We start from the raw sequence: 15,347 nt of genomic DNA on the forward strand, positions 1-15,347 counted from the left end.
GGCGCCCCCTAGATCGACACGGAGGCGCCGAGCGACGCCACGTTTGACACCAGGTTCATCGCGGCCATCACCTCCTTCTGCGTGAACGACGCCATGTAGACCCAGTAGGCCGGGCTCGTCGGTTCGAGCTCGCGATAGGTGAGCACCCGCATCGAGAGCTCGGCGCGCGCGAGGATCGGGTTCAGGCCCGGATCGAATGCCTGCTCCGTGATCGAGACCGACTGCACGCGCACCGGCAGCACGCGCGACGGCCCCCACACGAACAGCGCAAGTGGCACCGGCTCGCCGCCGATGAAGGCGCCGCCAGCGAGTGCGAGCGCCTGGTTCGCGATGACGAGGGGGAACGGCGGATAGAGCAGGCCCTCGAGCATGGCGAGCGCCGGGTGGAGCCCGACCGTCCCTGCAAGCCCATCGCCGCGCTCGAGCTGATCTGCCGCGTCGATCTCGACCGAGAGGCTGATCGTCTCCTCGGGCGGGCCGTCCGCGCGCATGGCATCGCCTCGGCCGACGCCGCCTTCGGCCGTGCGTGGTGTGAGACTGCGCGTCAGCGTTTCGGGGTTGTACTGGAAGATAACGACCGACGGCACGAGATCGGGGAAGGCGTAGGCGACGAGCGCGCCCTTCAGGATCCGCGGCGACGTGGAGAGCCCGGTCATGGCCCGGCCCGCGGGACGACGGGCTCCCACACATAGGAGAACGGCGCGCCGGAATAGGGCATTGGACAGGACGTCGGGCAGTTCGGACGGTTGCCGCCGCTCGCATAGGCCGAGGCACCTCCGTCATACGTCGCCAGCGCCCAGCGCGTCGGCGGCTCGGGATCGTCACGGTCGAGCCTTTTGTAAGCCTGCACGAGCACGATCGTGGCGGTGCGCGAGAACAGCGAACTCGGAAGCCAACAGGCACCGCCGGCGGCGAGCCAGTCGTAGCAGGCATGCATCATGATCCCGTAGGTGCCGTAGTTCGCGGTTCCGGACACCCAGCATTCGGGGCCGATCTGCACCGTCGTCGCGCAGGTGCTCGGGGTCTCGTGCACGCGGTCATTTGCTTCTGCCGAGGGGTTTGGGCTTCCCGGCTGCCCGCAGGGCGGAGAATAGGGCGGCGCGCGAAGATACGAGGCGGAGCCGAGATAAAGCCCGAGCGTGTCGAACGCATCACGGTTGAGGTTCAGTCCGAGCCCCAGGAGCACGCCCTGCCCGCCTACAACGACGTTGCCTGTCTCCCACAGTGCCTGCAGTCCGGTCTCGACCATTTGCTGGCTTGGCGGGTCCGAGCCTTGGATGATCGGGTTCACGAGGCTCGTACACGATGCGCACTTCTGCGTATCCGACCATCCGGCGAAGTCGGCCTGCACGCGCGCCCATACGCTTGCGGTCTGGGCGGTCACATCGGGCCCGCACACGCTGCCGATCGGTGGGTGGACGCCGGCCGCCTCGGCCGCGCGCTCCGCGTCAGCCTCCCTGTCCGCCACCGAACGGTGGCTTTCCGCAGGCGCCTCGCGAACTCCCGCCGCGTCGGCGAACGCATCGGCCCAGTCCTGGACCGTCGCCGCGCCGGCCTCGGCCAGCCTGCGCGCCTCGCGGGCGAGCGTCGCGATGTCCTCCGGCAAGGCGGCAACCCGGGCGGCAACCGCCTCCACCGTGCGGATCAGGGCGAACAGAAACCCAGCGTCGTATACGACAAGGTTTGCGGCCTGCTCCACGACCCATGCGCCGAAAGCCAGGGCGGCTCCCGTGACCGTGTCGATGGCCGCTCGCCCCAGGGTGAGCAGCGCGTCGGCCACGGCGGTGGCGACACGCATCGCCATGTCCTCGGCGATCGCCTGGCCGGCGGCGATGATGACGAGCGCTTCCGCGAGAAGCGCCGCGGCCTCGGCTTCAAGGTCTCCGGCAGAAGGCAGGTCGACGCTCCGCCCACCCCCCTCGCCTTCCCGCCGCAGCACGCCCGCAGGCTGCTTGCGGGACGGCGAAGCAGGCAAGCCGGCCAGCACGCGCGCGGCGATCCGGTCAGCCTCCGCCTCCGCGGCATCGTTCGCGGCACCCAGTGTCCAGCTCCACGCGGCTTGCATCGGCGCTGCTTCAGGCGGGGCTGGCGCGAAGGCCGCTGCGCGCATCGTCAGCTCCCCCTGCACAGCTTCGGGTCGCCCGCCTGGCCGAAGCAGGACGCCTCGCAGCTTCGCGGCAGGTCCTCGCCGAACTGCCCGCGCACGACATGGATGATCTCGTGCAGGATCGTCGAGGCGAGCGGCCCGCACGTGGCGGCCGTCAGCGCCGCGGTGCCGATGGTGAAGATATTGGCGGGAATGCTGAACCCGGTCGCTTCGGCGCAGACGCCGGGCGTCTGCAGGTTTGCCGAGTCGTCGCAGTGGAAATCGAGCCCGTGCTTCTTCAGGTTCGCCTGGATGGCCGCGCGCGGCTTCGGCGCGATGCACTTCATCTTGAAGATCGCATCGAGCGCGCCCGTCACCGCGGTCTTCATCAGGGCGAAGGAGAACCCGGCGGTCGTTTCGCAGTCGGAGCGGATGAGCACCGTCACGCCATGCGCATCGAAGCTCCGGTTGCGCGGCTTCGCGGCAGCCGGCGCCTGGCGCCGCAGCATCGGCGCCTGGCCCTCCTGCCGAACATGGGCGAGCTCGTGCGCCAGAAGTCGCCGCCCCTCGCCCGCCTCGGGCCTGTACTCGCCGTTGGCGAAGACGAGATGGCCACCGAGCGCGAAGGCCCGCGCGCCGACGCTCCGCGCCGCGCGATCGGCCGCCGCACCGGTGTGGACCCGCACGGCCGAGAAATCGGCCCCCATGCCGTCGCCGAAGCCGCGCGCATCCGCTGCTGCAAGCGGCTGACCACCTTCCGCGAGCGCCGCGCCGACGGCGCCTTGCGCATCGCTCGTCAGTGCGCCCCCGTTCACCGCGCGCGAGAGCTTCTGTTCTCTTTCGCATTCGGCGCATGTGCGGCGGAGGACCGGCTTCTCGAGAACCCGCGCGGCGATCGCATCCGCTTCCCCCTCGGCGGCATCGTTCGCAGCACCGATCCGGAAGGACGGGGGCGGCGCTGCCGCCGCACGCTGCGCACCCGGCTCGGGAGCGAACGCCCTCACGGCTTCTCCTCCTTCTTGCCGCCGAACAGGCTTGGCGCGAGCTTGGCGACGTCGAACGTGATCATGACGCCCACATTCGGCCGCGTGTCCTTCGCGCCCGGCGGCTCGGGCAATGATTGCATCGGCGTCAGCAGCTCGCCCTCCGGAGACCGGATCGGGAACGGTCCCGTCAGGAAGGGCCCCTTGGTCAGGCCGCCGGTGACGGAGATGCCGGGAGCGAAGCCGATCGTCGCCTTGAGCGTGGTGAGCTTCGACTGCTCGCCCGCCGGGTCGATCGACCAGCCGGCATCGACGCTGAGCTTAGTGATGACGGAGGATGAGCCTTCCGGCTTCAGCGCATCGATCAGCCTGACGCCGTCGAACCCAGCCTTGAACCCGATCGGGCCTTGCTCGGCCTCCGGCAGCGTGAACGAGAAGCTGGTCAACGGCCAGCCGGGGATCAGCTCGGTCGGCGCAAGGAGGTTGAAGTCCGAGAGCGCCTTGCGGCCGGATGGATCAGCCAGCATCGCTCCCACGCCAAGAAGATACGTTCCGGCACCGAACCCGGCGACGGCCGCCTTCTCTCCTGTACGGAGGCCTTCCCACTTCTTCTCGGCCGCCTTCTTCACAGGCTCGATGACCTTTTCCTTGACCTTCTCGTTCTTCGCCGCCTCCTTGGCGACGGTCTTCAGGCCTTCGACGATCACCGTGCCGGCCGTGTCGTCCTCCTTCTTCTTCGCTCCAGGTTCCTCGCGTCGAAGCATGGGCGCGCCCTGCGTCACATGCGCGAGCTCATGCGCAAGCAGCCGCCGCCCCTCCGGCTCCGACGGCCGGTAGGCGCCGCGCGCGAACACAAGATGCTCCCCGAGCGCGAAGGCGACGGCGCCGACGCTGCGTGCTGCCATGTCGGCCGCGGCACCCGTATGGATTGTCACGCCTGTGAAATCCGCCGCCATCGCGGAGCCGAAGAAGGCGGCATCGGCTCCCGAGAGAGAGTGGCCCGGCTCATGCAGCGCCTGCGCCACGTGCCCGGCGGCTTGCGGGGCAACCGCTCCGCCATCGGCCCTGCGGGACAGCTTCTCTTCTGCCTCGCACGCCGCGCAGCGTCGCCTCAGCGTGCCGCCTTGGAGAACGCGCGCGGCAATGGCATCGGCCTCGGCCTCCTCCGGCGCGTTCGCTGGCCCCACGCGGAAGGCAGGGTGCGCCGGCGCGGGAGGTGCCACGCCAGCCGGTTCCATTGCGCGGAGGGCGATCATCGCTTCTGCCCCCGCACGCTTCGCGCAGCCGCATTCGCGGCCTCGGCCAGAGACGCGCCGTGCGGCAGGGCCAAGGGCCCGCGCGGCGTTGTGCCTGTGGGCGGTGCATCGGCGAAGGCGCGCGCGACCTCAGCTGCGATGTCAGCCTTGCTCGGTTTCTGCCCTGCCAGGCCGACGATGCGCAGGCGCTTGATTGCGACAGTGGGGGGTGACGGTCCGCTCATCGCGGCGCCCCGCCGGTCAGGCGACCGAGCTTGGCGAGCTCGCGCCGCGCGGCTGCCTGCATGTGCCGCGTCTCGATGGGCCCGCCTTCGGCCGCGGCCATCGCAGCACCGTTCAGCGCGACGGTGCGGATTGACCCGCCGGGCAGGTCGATCCGCGCGAGCGCGTCGAGATCGAGCCCGGAGCGCGGCGCCTTTGACGGGACGTGCCGCTGCCAGATCGCGCGTCGCGACGCCTCGTCCGGATAGGGGAGATCGATCGCGTAGCGCATCCGCCGCAGGAAGGCCGGGTCGAGGTTGCCGCGCAGGTTCGTGGCAAGGATCGAGAGACCGCGATAGCTCTCCATCCTCTGCAGAAGGTAGCCAACCTCGACATTGGCGTAGCGGTCGTGGCTGTCCTTCACCTCGCTTCGCTTGCCGAACAGCGCATCGGCCTCGTCGAAGAAGAGCACCGCGCCGCCGGCCTCGGCAGCATCGAACACGCGGCGGAGATTCTTCTCGGTCTCGCCGATCCATTTCGACACGACGCCCGAGAGGTCGATGCGAAAGAGATCAAGCTTCAGCGTACCAGCAAGGACCTCGGCGGCGAGGGTCTTGCCGGTGCCGGAGGCGCCCGACAGAAGCACCGCGATGCCCTCTCCCCGCCCGCCGTCATGCGAGAACCCCCAAGCGCCATCGACCACTTCGCGCACCTGCGCCGCGGACGCAACCTCGCGAAGTGCTGCGAGCGTGTCGGGAGGAAGCACGAGGTCGTCCCACCCGGCGCGCGGAACGATGCGCTGTCCGAGTGACGCAAGAGCGGGCGCCGCCTCCTCCCGCGCGCGCGACCAGAGGGACTGGGCCGCGTCGTCCGCACCGGCAACCACGCGCGCGATCACCTCGGGCGCGAGCGCGAACTGCGCCGCGAGGTGCCGCGCCTCCTTCGCCTTCAGTCTCGGTGCTGCCGCACGCCACAGCATTGCGCGCGAAGCGAGATCGGGTCGTGCAAGCACGAAGGTTGGGACACCAGGCGGAAAACCAGCCGCGCTGTCGGAGACGATGATGGACCGCGCGCACAGCCTCTCGAGGAGCCGTGTTCGAACCAAATCCGCAATCCCCGGCTCCATGGGGATGACGAAGCCGAGCCGCGACAACGCTCCCTCGCGCGTCGCGAGCGCGAGCGCATGCTCGAGCGCAGGAGCCTCTGCCGGCAGCATCGTGCCATCGAGGCGCATCGGCAGCAGGCCGAGCGTCGATAGCGACTCTGCCGCCACCGCCGAGCCACCGGCTTCGGAGGGCCCGACCAACGCGGCGAGCTCCGCCTTGCCCAGCGCCTCCGCCATGCGTGCTGCAAGCAAAGCGAGCGCGCGTGGAAGGCTCACGCGGCGCACAGGCGAGAGGAACGACGCCTCGGCATCGAGCCTGTCGAGACCGAGAAGGAAATCACGCACACGCGGCGCAAGGCGCATCGGTGCCGCGGCCAGCGGAGACGCCGGATCGATCTCGACGAGCCGAAGAGAAGCGAGGCGGGCTGTCGGCGCGAAGGCGAGCAGGGCGGAGGGAAGCCCACGGCCAGCAAGCAGGGCGGCAAGCCCGGGCGTCGGTCGCCCGGCGGCGCCGGCGCGCGCGAGCAGCGTGGCGATCTCGGCATCGGCTTCCGGCCCGAGGCAGAGCAGCAGCACGTCGAGCTCGAACGACGACAGGCCGCAACGTTCCTGGAGCGCCACGGCCGCGGGAACGTGGCCGGTCGCCGCGAGCGCTCCTGCCGCCTCGGCCTCCGCCGCGGCACAGGCGGCGTGGCGCTGGGCCAGACGCTCTGCATCGGCCTCGGAAGGTGTGACGCGGGCGGCGAGCGAAAGCTTGACGCGCTCAAGAAGCGCCTGGAGATGCGCGTCGTTCCAGCGCTGCCATGAGGAGGCCTCGCCGGCTTCGCGCGGCGCCGCAAGCGGGGCGTTCATGGCGGCACCGTCACGGCGTCGGCGCTGTCGGCGCCATTGACGCGCACGCGTACCGGAAGCCCGGCCGCCGCCGCAGCATCGAGCCCGAGATCGGCAAGCCGGACCTCGACGGCAAGCGGCGTTGCGGCTGCGGTGCCGATCGGCGGGTCGATCACGGCAGCGATCGCATCACCGATGGTCACGAGCGTCGCTGCACCAGGTGCGAAAAGGCGCTGGCCCGATACGGCGACCCGCGCGGCAAGCCCTCCGCCCGCGGCAAGCACCGCGGCCGAGCTCACCTCGGGGATGAGCGACAGCACCGTCGTGTCGGAGAGGTGTCGTGGCTCGGGCGGCGTGGGCAGATCGGCGATCGGCACGCCCTTGCCCTCGCCGCCGCCGACACCCTCAGGCTCGCGCTCCGCGATCACCCGAAGCGCGATCGGCCCGGGCTGCAGCGCCGCGTCATCGGGGATGGGCGGCGTGACGATCACGCCGGCGTCGTCCGGCGTCACCGGGCTCGGTGCAAGGTCGCCGAACTGCACCAGCGTGCGGAGCGCCCGGAAATTTCGCCCCTCGATGCGCACCGTATCGCCGATGCGCACGCGGCGTTCTCCCGGCACGCCGCTTCGCTCCGCCACCTCGATGAGCGGCGGGGCGAAGGGCTGCAGATGGATGCGCCGCTCCGTCACCGGTCGCGGCACAGGGCGACGATCGCGCGAAGCGAGCTCGACCACGGAGACGCCGAGCAGTGCACCACGCCGAAGCGGGCTCGTGTTCAGCGCCGACCAGATCTGCGTCAGCTCCGTCAGCGGTGCGGCGCGAAGCGTGAGGGTCAGGCGCTCGGTCTGGCCGAGGAGCGCGAGATCCATCACAGGCGCGCCCTGCGGGGCGCCCGCGATGCCGCTTCGCCGCACCCGCATCGCAGGCGTGATGACCGCGTGCTCATGCAGGGTCGCAAGCGCATCGGCGAGGGCCGTCTGCGCCTCGAGGTCCGACCCTGTCGCCGCCTCGTCTGCCGCATGGCTGGTGACAAGATAGGTGAGGTCGACCGCTAGCGGCGGGCGCGCAGGCACGCGGCCCTGCAGGTCGGGTCGCGGGGGCACGTTCATCAGATGCGGGCTCGGCGCGACATGCAGAAGGTAGAGGTTCACGCGGAGCCCGTTCGCGTCCGCCGGCGTGACATCGGGCGGCGCGAGGGTGACGGCGAGGTCTTCCTGCGCCATGCGGTCGCGCAGCAGCGTACGCAGCGTGCGCGACGCGCCGGCGATGGCGAGATGGCCCGCCATCGCTACCAGGCCCTGTCACGCGCAGCGCGCATCGCGGCGTAGCGGGCGAAGCCGCGGTCCGGTGCCGGGTTCGCCGGAGCGGCCGTCCGCGGCGCGGGTGCAGGCGGCGGAGCCATGACGACCTCGACCGTTCCAATGGTAACGGTGGGTGCCGCGGGCGCGTGCTCGGTGTCCGAGGTGGGTGGCGTGACTGGAACTGGCTGGTTGCTTGGTTGGGCGGGCGCAGCGGTTGCGACGACCTGCACGCGCGCAGGCGTCGTGGGCTCGGCGCCACGCGCCGCCGGTCGCGCTTCGGCGTGTTCCCGTGCCGGTGCGACGATCGCCGGGTCCACCACGACGGGAGCAGTTGCAGCAGCGGCCGGTGTCGCCGCCGCAGCGCTTCGTGGTGACCGAACAGCGTGAGCCGGTGTAGCCCGGGGCGGCTCGATGATCGGTTGCTCCGCGTCGTGGCCGGCGCGCGGCGCCGCGGGTGCTGGCAGGTCACGCGCCGTGTTGGCCACCGGCTTCGCTGCGGCCGCGCGGACAGGGATCGCAAGCGCGATCTCCGGCAAGGCCGCATGCTGTGCGGCAGGCGCCGCCACCGGTGGGCTGGCAAGGCGGCGCAGCGCAGGCGGCGTTGCCGGAAACGCAGCGAGCCCGGCCTCGAGCGCAGCGGTCGTCACCGCTGCCGGTGCGTCGAAGGCAGGCGCAAGCTCCGCGGGCGGCGCGCGGCCGACAGGTGCGGCTGCCCGCAGCACCAGCCCGCCGAGGCGCTCGACGCTCATGCGCCCACCAGCGCCGCGGCGTAGCCGCGACGGCGCAGGCGTGGCATCGAGAGGATCGCCTGTTCGCTCCAGCCTGTGCGCGAGGCGATGGCGAGCACCTCGGCATAGACGCCGCGTGCCTGGGCAGAAAGTTCCGCGGCAAGGATCTGGGCCGGGTCGAGCACCGCTTCGAGCGCGGCGTTGCAGGTGGGGCACGCGCAGGCGATGACGGTCTCGGCCTGCGGCTCGAGCGCGAGCAGATGCGCGGCCGCCTCCTCCAAGACGTCCTCGGGCAGGTCCGACGGTGCGATCGCCGCATCCTGCGCGTCCGTTGCCGACACGCATCTATCGAGCACCGTCAGCGCCGCCTCGCGCGGCGTGGCGGCTGCTCCTGCCGCCAGGATATCGGCCACCGCAATCGGCTGGAACGTGAGGCGGAACGCCCCGATCGTGCGCGTCCTCGAGCCGCCCTCACCCGAGACGAGAAGGGACAGGGGATCGAGCGCGAGGTCGAGCTTCTCGCCGCACATGGTGCAGGAGAAGGCGACGCGCATCGGCCCGTCGAGCACCGCGGCGCGAAGGCGGAGCGCCAGCGCCTGCGCCTCGCCTGCCGTGAGCGAGGCGGCAGCATCGCCGTGTGAGCCGTCAGTCGCACCGAGACGGTCGGCGAGAAAGGCCAGCAGCCCGAGCACAGGCGTTCCGCGCGCGGCTTCCTCGGCGAACCCCGCCTCGTCCTCCCCGGTCAATGCTCGGATGGCGATCGCCATGCCGGTCCCCGGTCAGTTCGGTTCGTTGAAGCTCGGCTCGGAGGGCTCGGCCACCTCGTAGTCCCGTTCCCACCCCTCGTTCTCGAGCCGGATGGATTGGATCGCAACCGCATTGGCGTTCGCGTCCAGGTCGGGCATGGCGGTGAACTCCGCCACCCAGCAGCGATAAACCTTGTAGGCGATCACCACCTGCCCCGCCTCGTTCATCAGCTCGATGATGATGTCCTTACGGAAATCCTTGAGCGACGTCTCCGCGCCAAGGCCGGAGCCGAAATTCCATACCTTGTTCGCCCAGCGCTCGAACTCGACATCGTGCGTCACGCCACGCTCGAGGGTGATAGGTTCGTACTTCGCGCGGCCGGGAGACTTGCGCGACAGCGATGGGTCCCCGCCCTCGCGATGCTCGACGACCTCGATCGACCGCTTGAGCGACGACACCTTCGAGACGCCCGCGACGTAGCGGCCGTCCCACCGCACGCGGAACTTGAAGTTCTTGTACGGATCGAAGCGCTGGGCGTTGACGGTGAACTGGGCCATGGCGGCGTTTCCTCTTCCGGCAGATCCTCTTGCGTTCCTTCGCTCAGGCCATGATCGTTCAGGTCTCGATCTGGCCTGCCATCTGCTGGATCTGGATGATGACGAACTCGGCCGGCTTGAGCGGCGCGAAGCCGACGACGATGTTGACGACGCCGCGGTTGATGTCGTCCTGCGTCGTCGTCTCGCGGTCGCACTTCACGAAGTAGGCCTCGCGCGGCGTCGTGCCCTGGAACGCGCCCTGGCGGAACAGGCTCTGCATGAATGCGCCGAGGTTCAGCCTGATCTGGGCCCAGAGCGGCTCGTCGTTGGGTTCGAACACCACCCATTTCGTGCCGCGGTAGAGGCTCTCCTCAAGGAACAGAGTGAAGCGGCGGACCGGCACGTACTTGAAGTCCGAGGCCAGCGCATCGGCTCCTTCGAGCGTGCGGCTGCCCCAGGCCACCGTGCCGTACACCGGGAAGGTGCGGAGGCAGTTCACGCCGAGCGGGTTGAGCACGCCGTTTTGCAGGTCGGTCAACAGGTAGTCGAGGCTGTCGACGTTGCGCAGCCGGGCATCGGTTCCTGCAGGCGCCTTCCACACGCCGCGCGCGCTGTCGGTGCGCGCGTAGAGGCCCGCGATCGTGCCTGACGCGCCGAGGGCGCGCGGGCGGTTTCCGTTCAGCGGGTCGGGCACGCGGGTGCGCGGGAAGTAGACCGCGGCGTTGCGATGCCTGAGCACCTCGTTCGCGGTGAGCCAGGCCTGCGCGCGCTCGAGGTCGTTCGTCGCCTCGGGCACGTCGATCAGGAGCATCGCGCGGCGGCGCTCGCAGTAGGTCGTCGCCTCGGAATAGACTGCGCGCATGGAGGTATCGGCGAGGTCGGCCGCACGCGGGATGCAGAGGATGTTGAAGAGATCGACATCCTCGAGCGCATAGAGGCCGGTCTTCGCCGCCTCGTTTCCGGTGATCGTTGCGTCGGGCACGGGCATCGTGCCGTCCTGGCCGCTGCCAAGCCGCCAGAACGCATTCGCAACCGTCGCCTGGGCGTTTGAGAGCCGCAGTCCGTCGGCGCCCGCGCCGGCCGCGGCGCCGTCGAACAGGAAGCGCGTCGCCGGGTCGAAGCCGACGCTGAAGCGCCCGGGCACGACATGCAGGCGGAACGGCGTCGTGCCGCCATTGCCGAGCAGCTTCACCGACACGCCGGAGAGGATGTCACGGTCTGCCGTGGCCACCGTCGCGCCGCGCGCGGCGTTGCGGATCGCCGTCTCGAGAAGCGAGCGGACCTCCGTCCAGGGCGCGTTCGCCGCCTTGGTGATGGTCAGCGTCTGTGCATTCGGCGCCGGCCGTCCGACGAGGTTGACCGTGAGCGTCAGGGTCGTGGCGGGGCCGCTGTTGAGCCCGGTAAGCTCGCCGCCGAGCGTGCCGTTCGCAGCGGGGCGCTGCGGCGGCTCTGCGAGCGCGGCGAGCCCGTCGCGGTCGAGCTGCACGAGGCGCGAGCCTTCGTTGACGACATCGACGGCACTGCCGGGAAGCCCGGGCCGCATGGTGAGGTTGCGGAACGTTTCCGTCCGCGCCACCGTTCGCCTTCCGTCACGGTCGACGATCTCGCTGATCGTCATGTTGAACTGAGTGGTCGGGCTCAGGCAGTCGTAGTCGATATCGATGTAGAGGTTGTTCCCCCAGTAGCCGGGATCGACGGCGCGGCGGCCGCGCACGCGCCGCCCCGCGGTCGCGCGGACCACCTGGAAGGCACCGCCATCGGTCAGCACCTGCGTTGCGCCCACCGCATTGTCGGTGGCCGTCGCGCTGCCCGTGCGGGCGACGCGGACGACCCAGGCCTCCGAGCCGCCATTCTCGAAGAACTGTCGGATCGCATAGCTTCCCGGGCTGTCGCGATGCAGCCCGCCGAACTCCCGGGTGAAGTCGGCCATGCCGAAGATCTGCACGGCAACATCCTGGGGCCCGCGCGAGAATGCGTCCACGAAGGCGCCAACGGATGTCGCGACGCCGACGATGGTTCGCACTCCCGACGCGATCTCCTCGATGTAGACACCGGGATAGGTGGGGCGGACGGGCATGGGCGGTCTCCTCCGCAGCCTGGCGGCGCCGGGCGGTCACATCAGGACAAGGGGGAGCGCCGCGCTGCCGGCACTCGCGCCGCGCGCCGCCGCTGCCGCCCCTCTCCCGCCTCGGGCGGAACGCCTCCGCCGTCGCGCGCGAGGGTAGTCCTGCGCGCGATCCAGTTGCAAGACCGGTTTGTTCTGCCCCCGGGCCGTTGCGATATCGTTCAATGAGTTAGTGGCGGCGCGCCCCCATCACGGCGGCGCGATGATCCCCCGCGGACCTGCGGGACGCACACTCCCCCCCACCGACATGACGGATTGGACATATCGCCCTTCCGCCCCTATATCAGCCGTGCCAACCGAGAGTTCGGGACAGGGACCGTTCCGCCATGATCGACCCGTTCGGCCGATCCATCTCCTACCTCCGCGTCTCAGTGACGGATCGGTGCGACCTGCGCTGCGTCTACTGCATGGCGGAGGACATGACCTTCCTGCCCAAGGCCGAGCTGCTCACGCTGGAGGAGCTCGACAGGCTGTGCGGCACGTTCGTCGGCCTCGGCGTGCGGAAGATCAGGCTGACGGGCGGCGAACCCCTCGTCCGCCGCGATGTCATGACGCTGTTCCGCAGCCTCGGCGCCCGGCTCGGCACCGCAGGGCTCGACGAGCTGACCTTGACGACCAATGGAACCCAACTCGCCCGCTATGCCGAGGAGCTGCACGCGGCGGGCGTGCGCCGCGTCAATGTCAGCCTCGACACGCTTGATCCTGCGAAGTTCACGGCAGCGACCCGTTGGGGAAAGATCGACAAGACGCTCGACGGCATCTTCGCCGCCAAGGCGGCGGGGCTTGCGGTGAAGATCAACGCTGTCGCGCTCAAGGGCTTCAACGAGGACGAGTTCGACCGGATGGTCGCCTGGTGCGGCGAGCACGGCTTCGACCTCTGCCTGATCGAGACGATGCCGCTCGGCGAGATCGAGGCGGACAGGACCGACCAGTACCTGCCGCTGAGCCTGGTGCGCCGCCGCCTCGCCCAGACCTGGACGCTGACCGACACCGACTATGCCACCGGCGGCCCCGCCCGCTACGTGACGGTCGCCGAGACCGGACGGCGCATCGGCTTCATCACGCCGCTGACGCACAATTTCTGCGAGAGCTGCAATCGCGTGCGGCTCACCTGCACCGGCACGCTCTACATGTGCCTCGGCCAGGAGGACGCGGCCGACCTCCGCACGCCGCTGCGCCGCCCCGGCGCGACGGAGGAGGACGTCCGCGAGGCCATCGTCGCCGCCATCGGGCGGAAGCCGAAGGGGCATGACTTCGTCATCGAGCGGCGCGGCGCCGCTCCAGCCCTCTCGCGCCACATGAGTGTCACCGGCGGTTAAAAACCCAGGCTTGCCTGGGCTGACGGCAGCCCCGGGAAGGCGATAGAGTGCCCGCCATGCTCGATCTGCGAATCCCCGGCCTGCCTGACTGGGCCAATCTCGTCGTGCTCGTCCTCGGGCTGATGATCGCGCTCGCCTGGGTGCTGATGCCCTTCTCGGTGTTCGGCGTTAAGGGCCGCATCGAGGCGCTCGAGGCACGGCTCGAGGTGATCCACGAGGAGATTCGCCAGCTCAACATCCGCATCGTCCAGGGGGCCGCGCGCACGGGGCCGGATTTCGGCATGCCGGCCGAGGCGCCGACGATGCGAAGGCACGATGCGTCTGCCGCGCCCGAGCCGAGGATCGCGCCGCCCATCCCGCCACCACCCGTGATGCCCGAGCGCGTCGCGCGGCCCGCCACGCCACCGCCCGTGCGCTCCGAGCAGGCGCGGGCCGAGCCGATCCTGCCTCCACCGGGCCGCGCCGAGCCGAAGCTCTCCTGGCCGCCCCGCGGCTGACACGCCGCTTCATGAAGGGACTGATGCCGATGCGCGTGACCGTGGTGCAGATGAACCCAGGCGCGGACAAGGCAGCCAATCTCGCCCAGGCCGAGAAGCTGACCGAGGCCGCCGTCGCGGCGGACCGGCCGGACCTGATCGCCCTGCCAGAGATCTGGACCTGCCTCGGCGGAGACCGGGAGACCAAGTTCGCCTCCGCCGAGCCCCTGCCCGCGCCCGGGTCGAACGAGACGCCGGGGCCGGCCTACGCCTTCCTGCAGAACCTCGCGCGTCGCCACCGCATCCACGTCCATGGCGGGTCGATCGGCGAGGCGGCGGGGGAGAAGCTCTTCAACACCACCGTGGCGTTCGACCCTGAGGGAACCGAGGTCGCCCGTTACCGCAAGATCCACCTCTTCGACATCGTCGCCCCCGACGGCACCGGCTATCGCGAGAGCGCGACCTACGGCCGCGGCGAGGACGTGGTTACCTACCAGGCGAACGGCGTCACCGTGGGCTGCGCGATCTGCTACGACGTGCGCTTCCCGGAACTGTTCCTCGCACTGAGGAAGGCGGGGGCGGAGCTGATTATGCTTCCCGCCGCCTTCACGCTGCAGACGGGCAAGGACCACTGGGAGACGCTGATCCGCGCCCGCGCGATCGAGACGCAGTGCTGGTTCGCCGCGCCCGCCACCTGGGGCCAGCACATGGACAAGGGCGGCCCGCGCTTCACCTACGGCCACAGCCTGGTGGCAGACCCCTGGGGCCATGTGGTCGCGAAGGTGTCGGACGGCACGGGCTTCGCCACCGCCCGGCTCGACCATGCGCGGACAGAGCGCGTGCGCGCCGACATGCCCGTTCTTGAGCATCGCGTGCTCGACGACCGCGTCCTGTGAGCATCGCGTTCCTCGCGGCCGACACGGCGGTCGCGCGCGAGGCGCGGGAGCGGCTGATCGCCCGCTACGGCGAGGCCGGGCTCGACAAGGCGAAAACCATCGTCGCGCTCGGCGGCGACGGGTTCATGCTCGAGACACAGCACCGCCTTCTCGGCAGCAACAGGCCCGTCTACGGCATGAACTGCGGCTCCGTCGGCTTCCTGATGAACGAGTACCGCGAGGAGGGGCTTGCCGAGCGCATCGCGGCCTCCATCCCGTCGGTGCTGCACCCGCTGCGCATGCAGGCAACCACGGTGATCGGCGGCGAGGCCGAGGCGCTCGCGATTAACGAGGTGTCGCTCCTGCGGGAACAGCGCCAGGCGGCCAAGATCCGCATCAGCGTCGACGGCACGGTTCGGCTGCCGGAGCTGATCTGCGACGGCGTGCTCGTCTCGACCCCTGCGGGGTCGACCGCCTACAACCTCTCGGCGCACGGGCCCATCGTGCCGCTTTCGGCGAACCTTCTTCCGCTGACGCCGATCAGCGCCTTCCGGCCGCGGCGCTGGCGCGGCGCGCTTCTGCCGGGGCAGTCGGACGTCCTGTTCGAGGTACTCGAGCCGGAGAAGCGCCCGGTGGCTGCGGTGGCGGACTACACCGAGGTGCGCGACGTTCTGACGGTACGCGTGCGCGAGGACAGGACCGTTTCGCTGACGCTCCTGTTCGATGCCGACCACTCGCTTTCCGAGCGGATCATCGCCGAGCAATTCACCGCCTGACC

The 15,347-nt window shown here is 70.3% G+C and carries 14 protein-coding genes; 4 read left to right on the forward strand and 10 right to left on the reverse strand.

Features of this window, described 5'->3' with window-relative positions:
• Nucleotides 1-8: 8 nt before the first annotated feature.
• The 10 genes from FIF60_RS01485 to FIF60_RS01530 form a co-directional block, all read right to left on the reverse strand.
• Entirely contained in the window at nucleotides 9-656 is a 648-nt protein-coding gene (locus FIF60_RS01485; protein ID WP_144183047.1) for a hypothetical protein, read from the reverse strand.
• The gene (locus FIF60_RS01490) at nucleotides 653-2,110 is read right to left on the reverse strand and encodes a hypothetical protein (RefSeq protein ID WP_144183049.1); all 1,458 of its coding nucleotides are present in this window, start codon (nucleotides 2,108-2,110) and stop codon (nucleotides 653-655) included. Before FIF60_RS01490 ends, FIF60_RS01485 begins: the two co-directional genes overlap by 4 nt.
• Nucleotides 2,111-2,112: 2 nt before the next feature.
• Nucleotides 2,113-3,090 (reverse strand): eCIS core domain-containing protein, encoded by a 978-nt coding sequence (locus FIF60_RS01495; RefSeq protein WP_204251043.1) that lies wholly within the window; start codon nucleotides 3,088-3,090, stop codon nucleotides 2,113-2,115.
• The gene (locus tag FIF60_RS01500; protein WP_144183051.1) at nucleotides 3,087-4,292 is read right to left on the reverse strand and encodes an eCIS core domain-containing protein; all 1,206 of its coding nucleotides are present in this window, start codon (nucleotides 4,290-4,292) and stop codon (nucleotides 3,087-3,089) included. The genes FIF60_RS01495 and FIF60_RS01500 overlap by 4 nt, the downstream gene beginning before the upstream one ends.
• 253 nt (nucleotides 4,293-4,545) lie before the next feature.
• The gene (locus FIF60_RS01505; protein ID WP_144183053.1) at nucleotides 4,546-6,483 is read right to left on the reverse strand and encodes an ATP-binding protein; all 1,938 of its coding nucleotides are present in this window, start codon (nucleotides 6,481-6,483) and stop codon (nucleotides 4,546-4,548) included.
• Complete coding sequence (locus FIF60_RS01510; protein WP_144183056.1) at nucleotides 6,480-7,748, reverse strand: DUF4255 domain-containing protein; 1,269 nt, start codon at nucleotides 7,746-7,748, stop codon at nucleotides 6,480-6,482. The genes FIF60_RS01505 and FIF60_RS01510 overlap by 4 nt, the downstream gene beginning before the upstream one ends.
• Before the next feature lie 2 nt (nucleotides 7,749-7,750).
• Nucleotides 7,751-8,512, reverse strand: coding sequence for a hypothetical protein (locus FIF60_RS01515; RefSeq protein WP_144183058.1), 762 nt, complete (start codon nucleotides 8,510-8,512; stop codon nucleotides 7,751-7,753).
• On the reverse strand, nucleotides 8,509-9,258 hold the full coding sequence (locus FIF60_RS01520; protein WP_144183060.1) for a hypothetical protein: 750 nt from the start codon (nucleotides 9,256-9,258) through the stop codon (nucleotides 8,509-8,511). Before FIF60_RS01520 ends, FIF60_RS01515 begins: the two co-directional genes overlap by 4 nt.
• Nucleotides 9,259-9,270: 12 nt before the next feature.
• Nucleotides 9,271-9,795, reverse strand: coding sequence for a phage tail protein (locus tag FIF60_RS01525; RefSeq protein ID WP_144183062.1), 525 nt, complete (start codon nucleotides 9,793-9,795; stop codon nucleotides 9,271-9,273).
• A 58-nt stretch (nucleotides 9,796-9,853) separates the two neighbouring features.
• A complete protein-coding gene (locus tag FIF60_RS01530; protein WP_144183064.1) occupies nucleotides 9,854-11,851 on the reverse strand; it encodes a phage tail sheath C-terminal domain-containing protein in 1,998 nt (665 codons plus the stop codon).
• Between the two features lie 374 nt (nucleotides 11,852-12,225).
• Between FIF60_RS01530 and moaA the strand changes: the two genes are divergently transcribed.
• From moaA to FIF60_RS01550, 4 genes are read left to right on the forward strand one after another with little or no spacing between them, the layout of a single operon-like run.
• Nucleotides 12,226-13,218, forward strand: coding sequence for a GTP 3',8-cyclase MoaA (moaA, locus tag FIF60_RS01535; protein WP_144183066.1), 993 nt, complete (start codon nucleotides 12,226-12,228; stop codon nucleotides 13,216-13,218).
• Nucleotides 13,219-13,274: 56 nt separating this feature from the next.
• Nucleotides 13,275-13,715, forward strand: a complete 441-nt coding sequence (locus tag FIF60_RS01540; protein ID WP_144183068.1) for a hypothetical protein — start codon at nucleotides 13,275-13,277, stop codon at nucleotides 13,713-13,715.
• A gap of 29 nt (nucleotides 13,716-13,744) precedes the next feature.
• Nucleotides 13,745-14,590 (forward strand): carbon-nitrogen hydrolase family protein, encoded by an 846-nt coding sequence (locus FIF60_RS01545; protein ID WP_144183208.1) that lies wholly within the window; start codon nucleotides 13,745-13,747, stop codon nucleotides 14,588-14,590.
• Entirely contained in the window at nucleotides 14,587-15,345 is a 759-nt protein-coding gene (locus tag FIF60_RS01550; RefSeq protein WP_144183070.1) for an NAD kinase, read from the forward strand. Before FIF60_RS01545 ends, FIF60_RS01550 begins: the two co-directional genes overlap by 4 nt.
• Nucleotides 15,346-15,347 lie beyond the last annotated feature (2 nt).

The organism is Elioraea rosea, from assembly GCF_007644105.1.
GTDB classification, from domain to species: Bacteria; Pseudomonadota; Alphaproteobacteria; order Acetobacterales; family Acetobacteraceae; genus Elioraea_A; species Elioraea_A rosea.

Excerpts from the sequence above, each read along its gene's own strand:
- FIF60_RS01485 (WP_144183047.1), bottom strand. The coding sequence starts at position 656 with ATGACCGGGCTCTCCACGTCGCCGCGGATCCTGAAGGGCGCGCTCGTC.
- FIF60_RS01490 (WP_144183049.1), bottom strand. The coding sequence starts at position 2,110 with ATGCGCGCAGCGGCCTTCGCGCCAGCCCCGCCTGAAGCAGCGCCGATG.
- FIF60_RS01505 (WP_144183053.1), bottom strand. The coding sequence starts at position 6,483 with ATGAACGCCCCGCTTGCGGCGCCGCGCGAAGCCGGCGAGGCCTCCTCA.
- FIF60_RS01510 (WP_144183056.1), bottom strand. The coding sequence starts at position 7,748 with ATGGCGGGCCATCTCGCCATCGCCGGCGCGTCGCGCACGCTGCGTACG.
- FIF60_RS01515 (WP_144183058.1), bottom strand. The coding sequence starts at position 8,512 with ATGAGCGTCGAGCGCCTCGGCGGGCTGGTGCTGCGGGCAGCCGCACCT.
- FIF60_RS01520 (WP_144183060.1), bottom strand. The coding sequence starts at position 9,258 with ATGGCGATCGCCATCCGAGCATTGACCGGGGAGGACGAGGCGGGGTTC.
- FIF60_RS01525 (WP_144183062.1), bottom strand. The coding sequence starts at position 9,795 with ATGGCCCAGTTCACCGTCAACGCCCAGCGCTTCGATCCGTACAAGAAC.
- FIF60_RS01530 (WP_144183064.1), bottom strand. The coding sequence starts at position 11,851 with ATGCCCGTCCGCCCCACCTATCCCGGTGTCTACATCGAGGAGATCGCG.
- moaA (WP_144183066.1), top strand. The coding sequence starts at position 12,226 with ATGATCGACCCGTTCGGCCGATCCATCTCCTACCTCCGCGTCTCAGTG.
- FIF60_RS01540 (WP_144183068.1), top strand. The coding sequence starts at position 13,275 with ATGCTCGATCTGCGAATCCCCGGCCTGCCTGACTGGGCCAATCTCGTC.
- FIF60_RS01545 (WP_144183208.1), top strand. The coding sequence starts at position 13,745 with ATGCGCGTGACCGTGGTGCAGATGAACCCAGGCGCGGACAAGGCAGCC.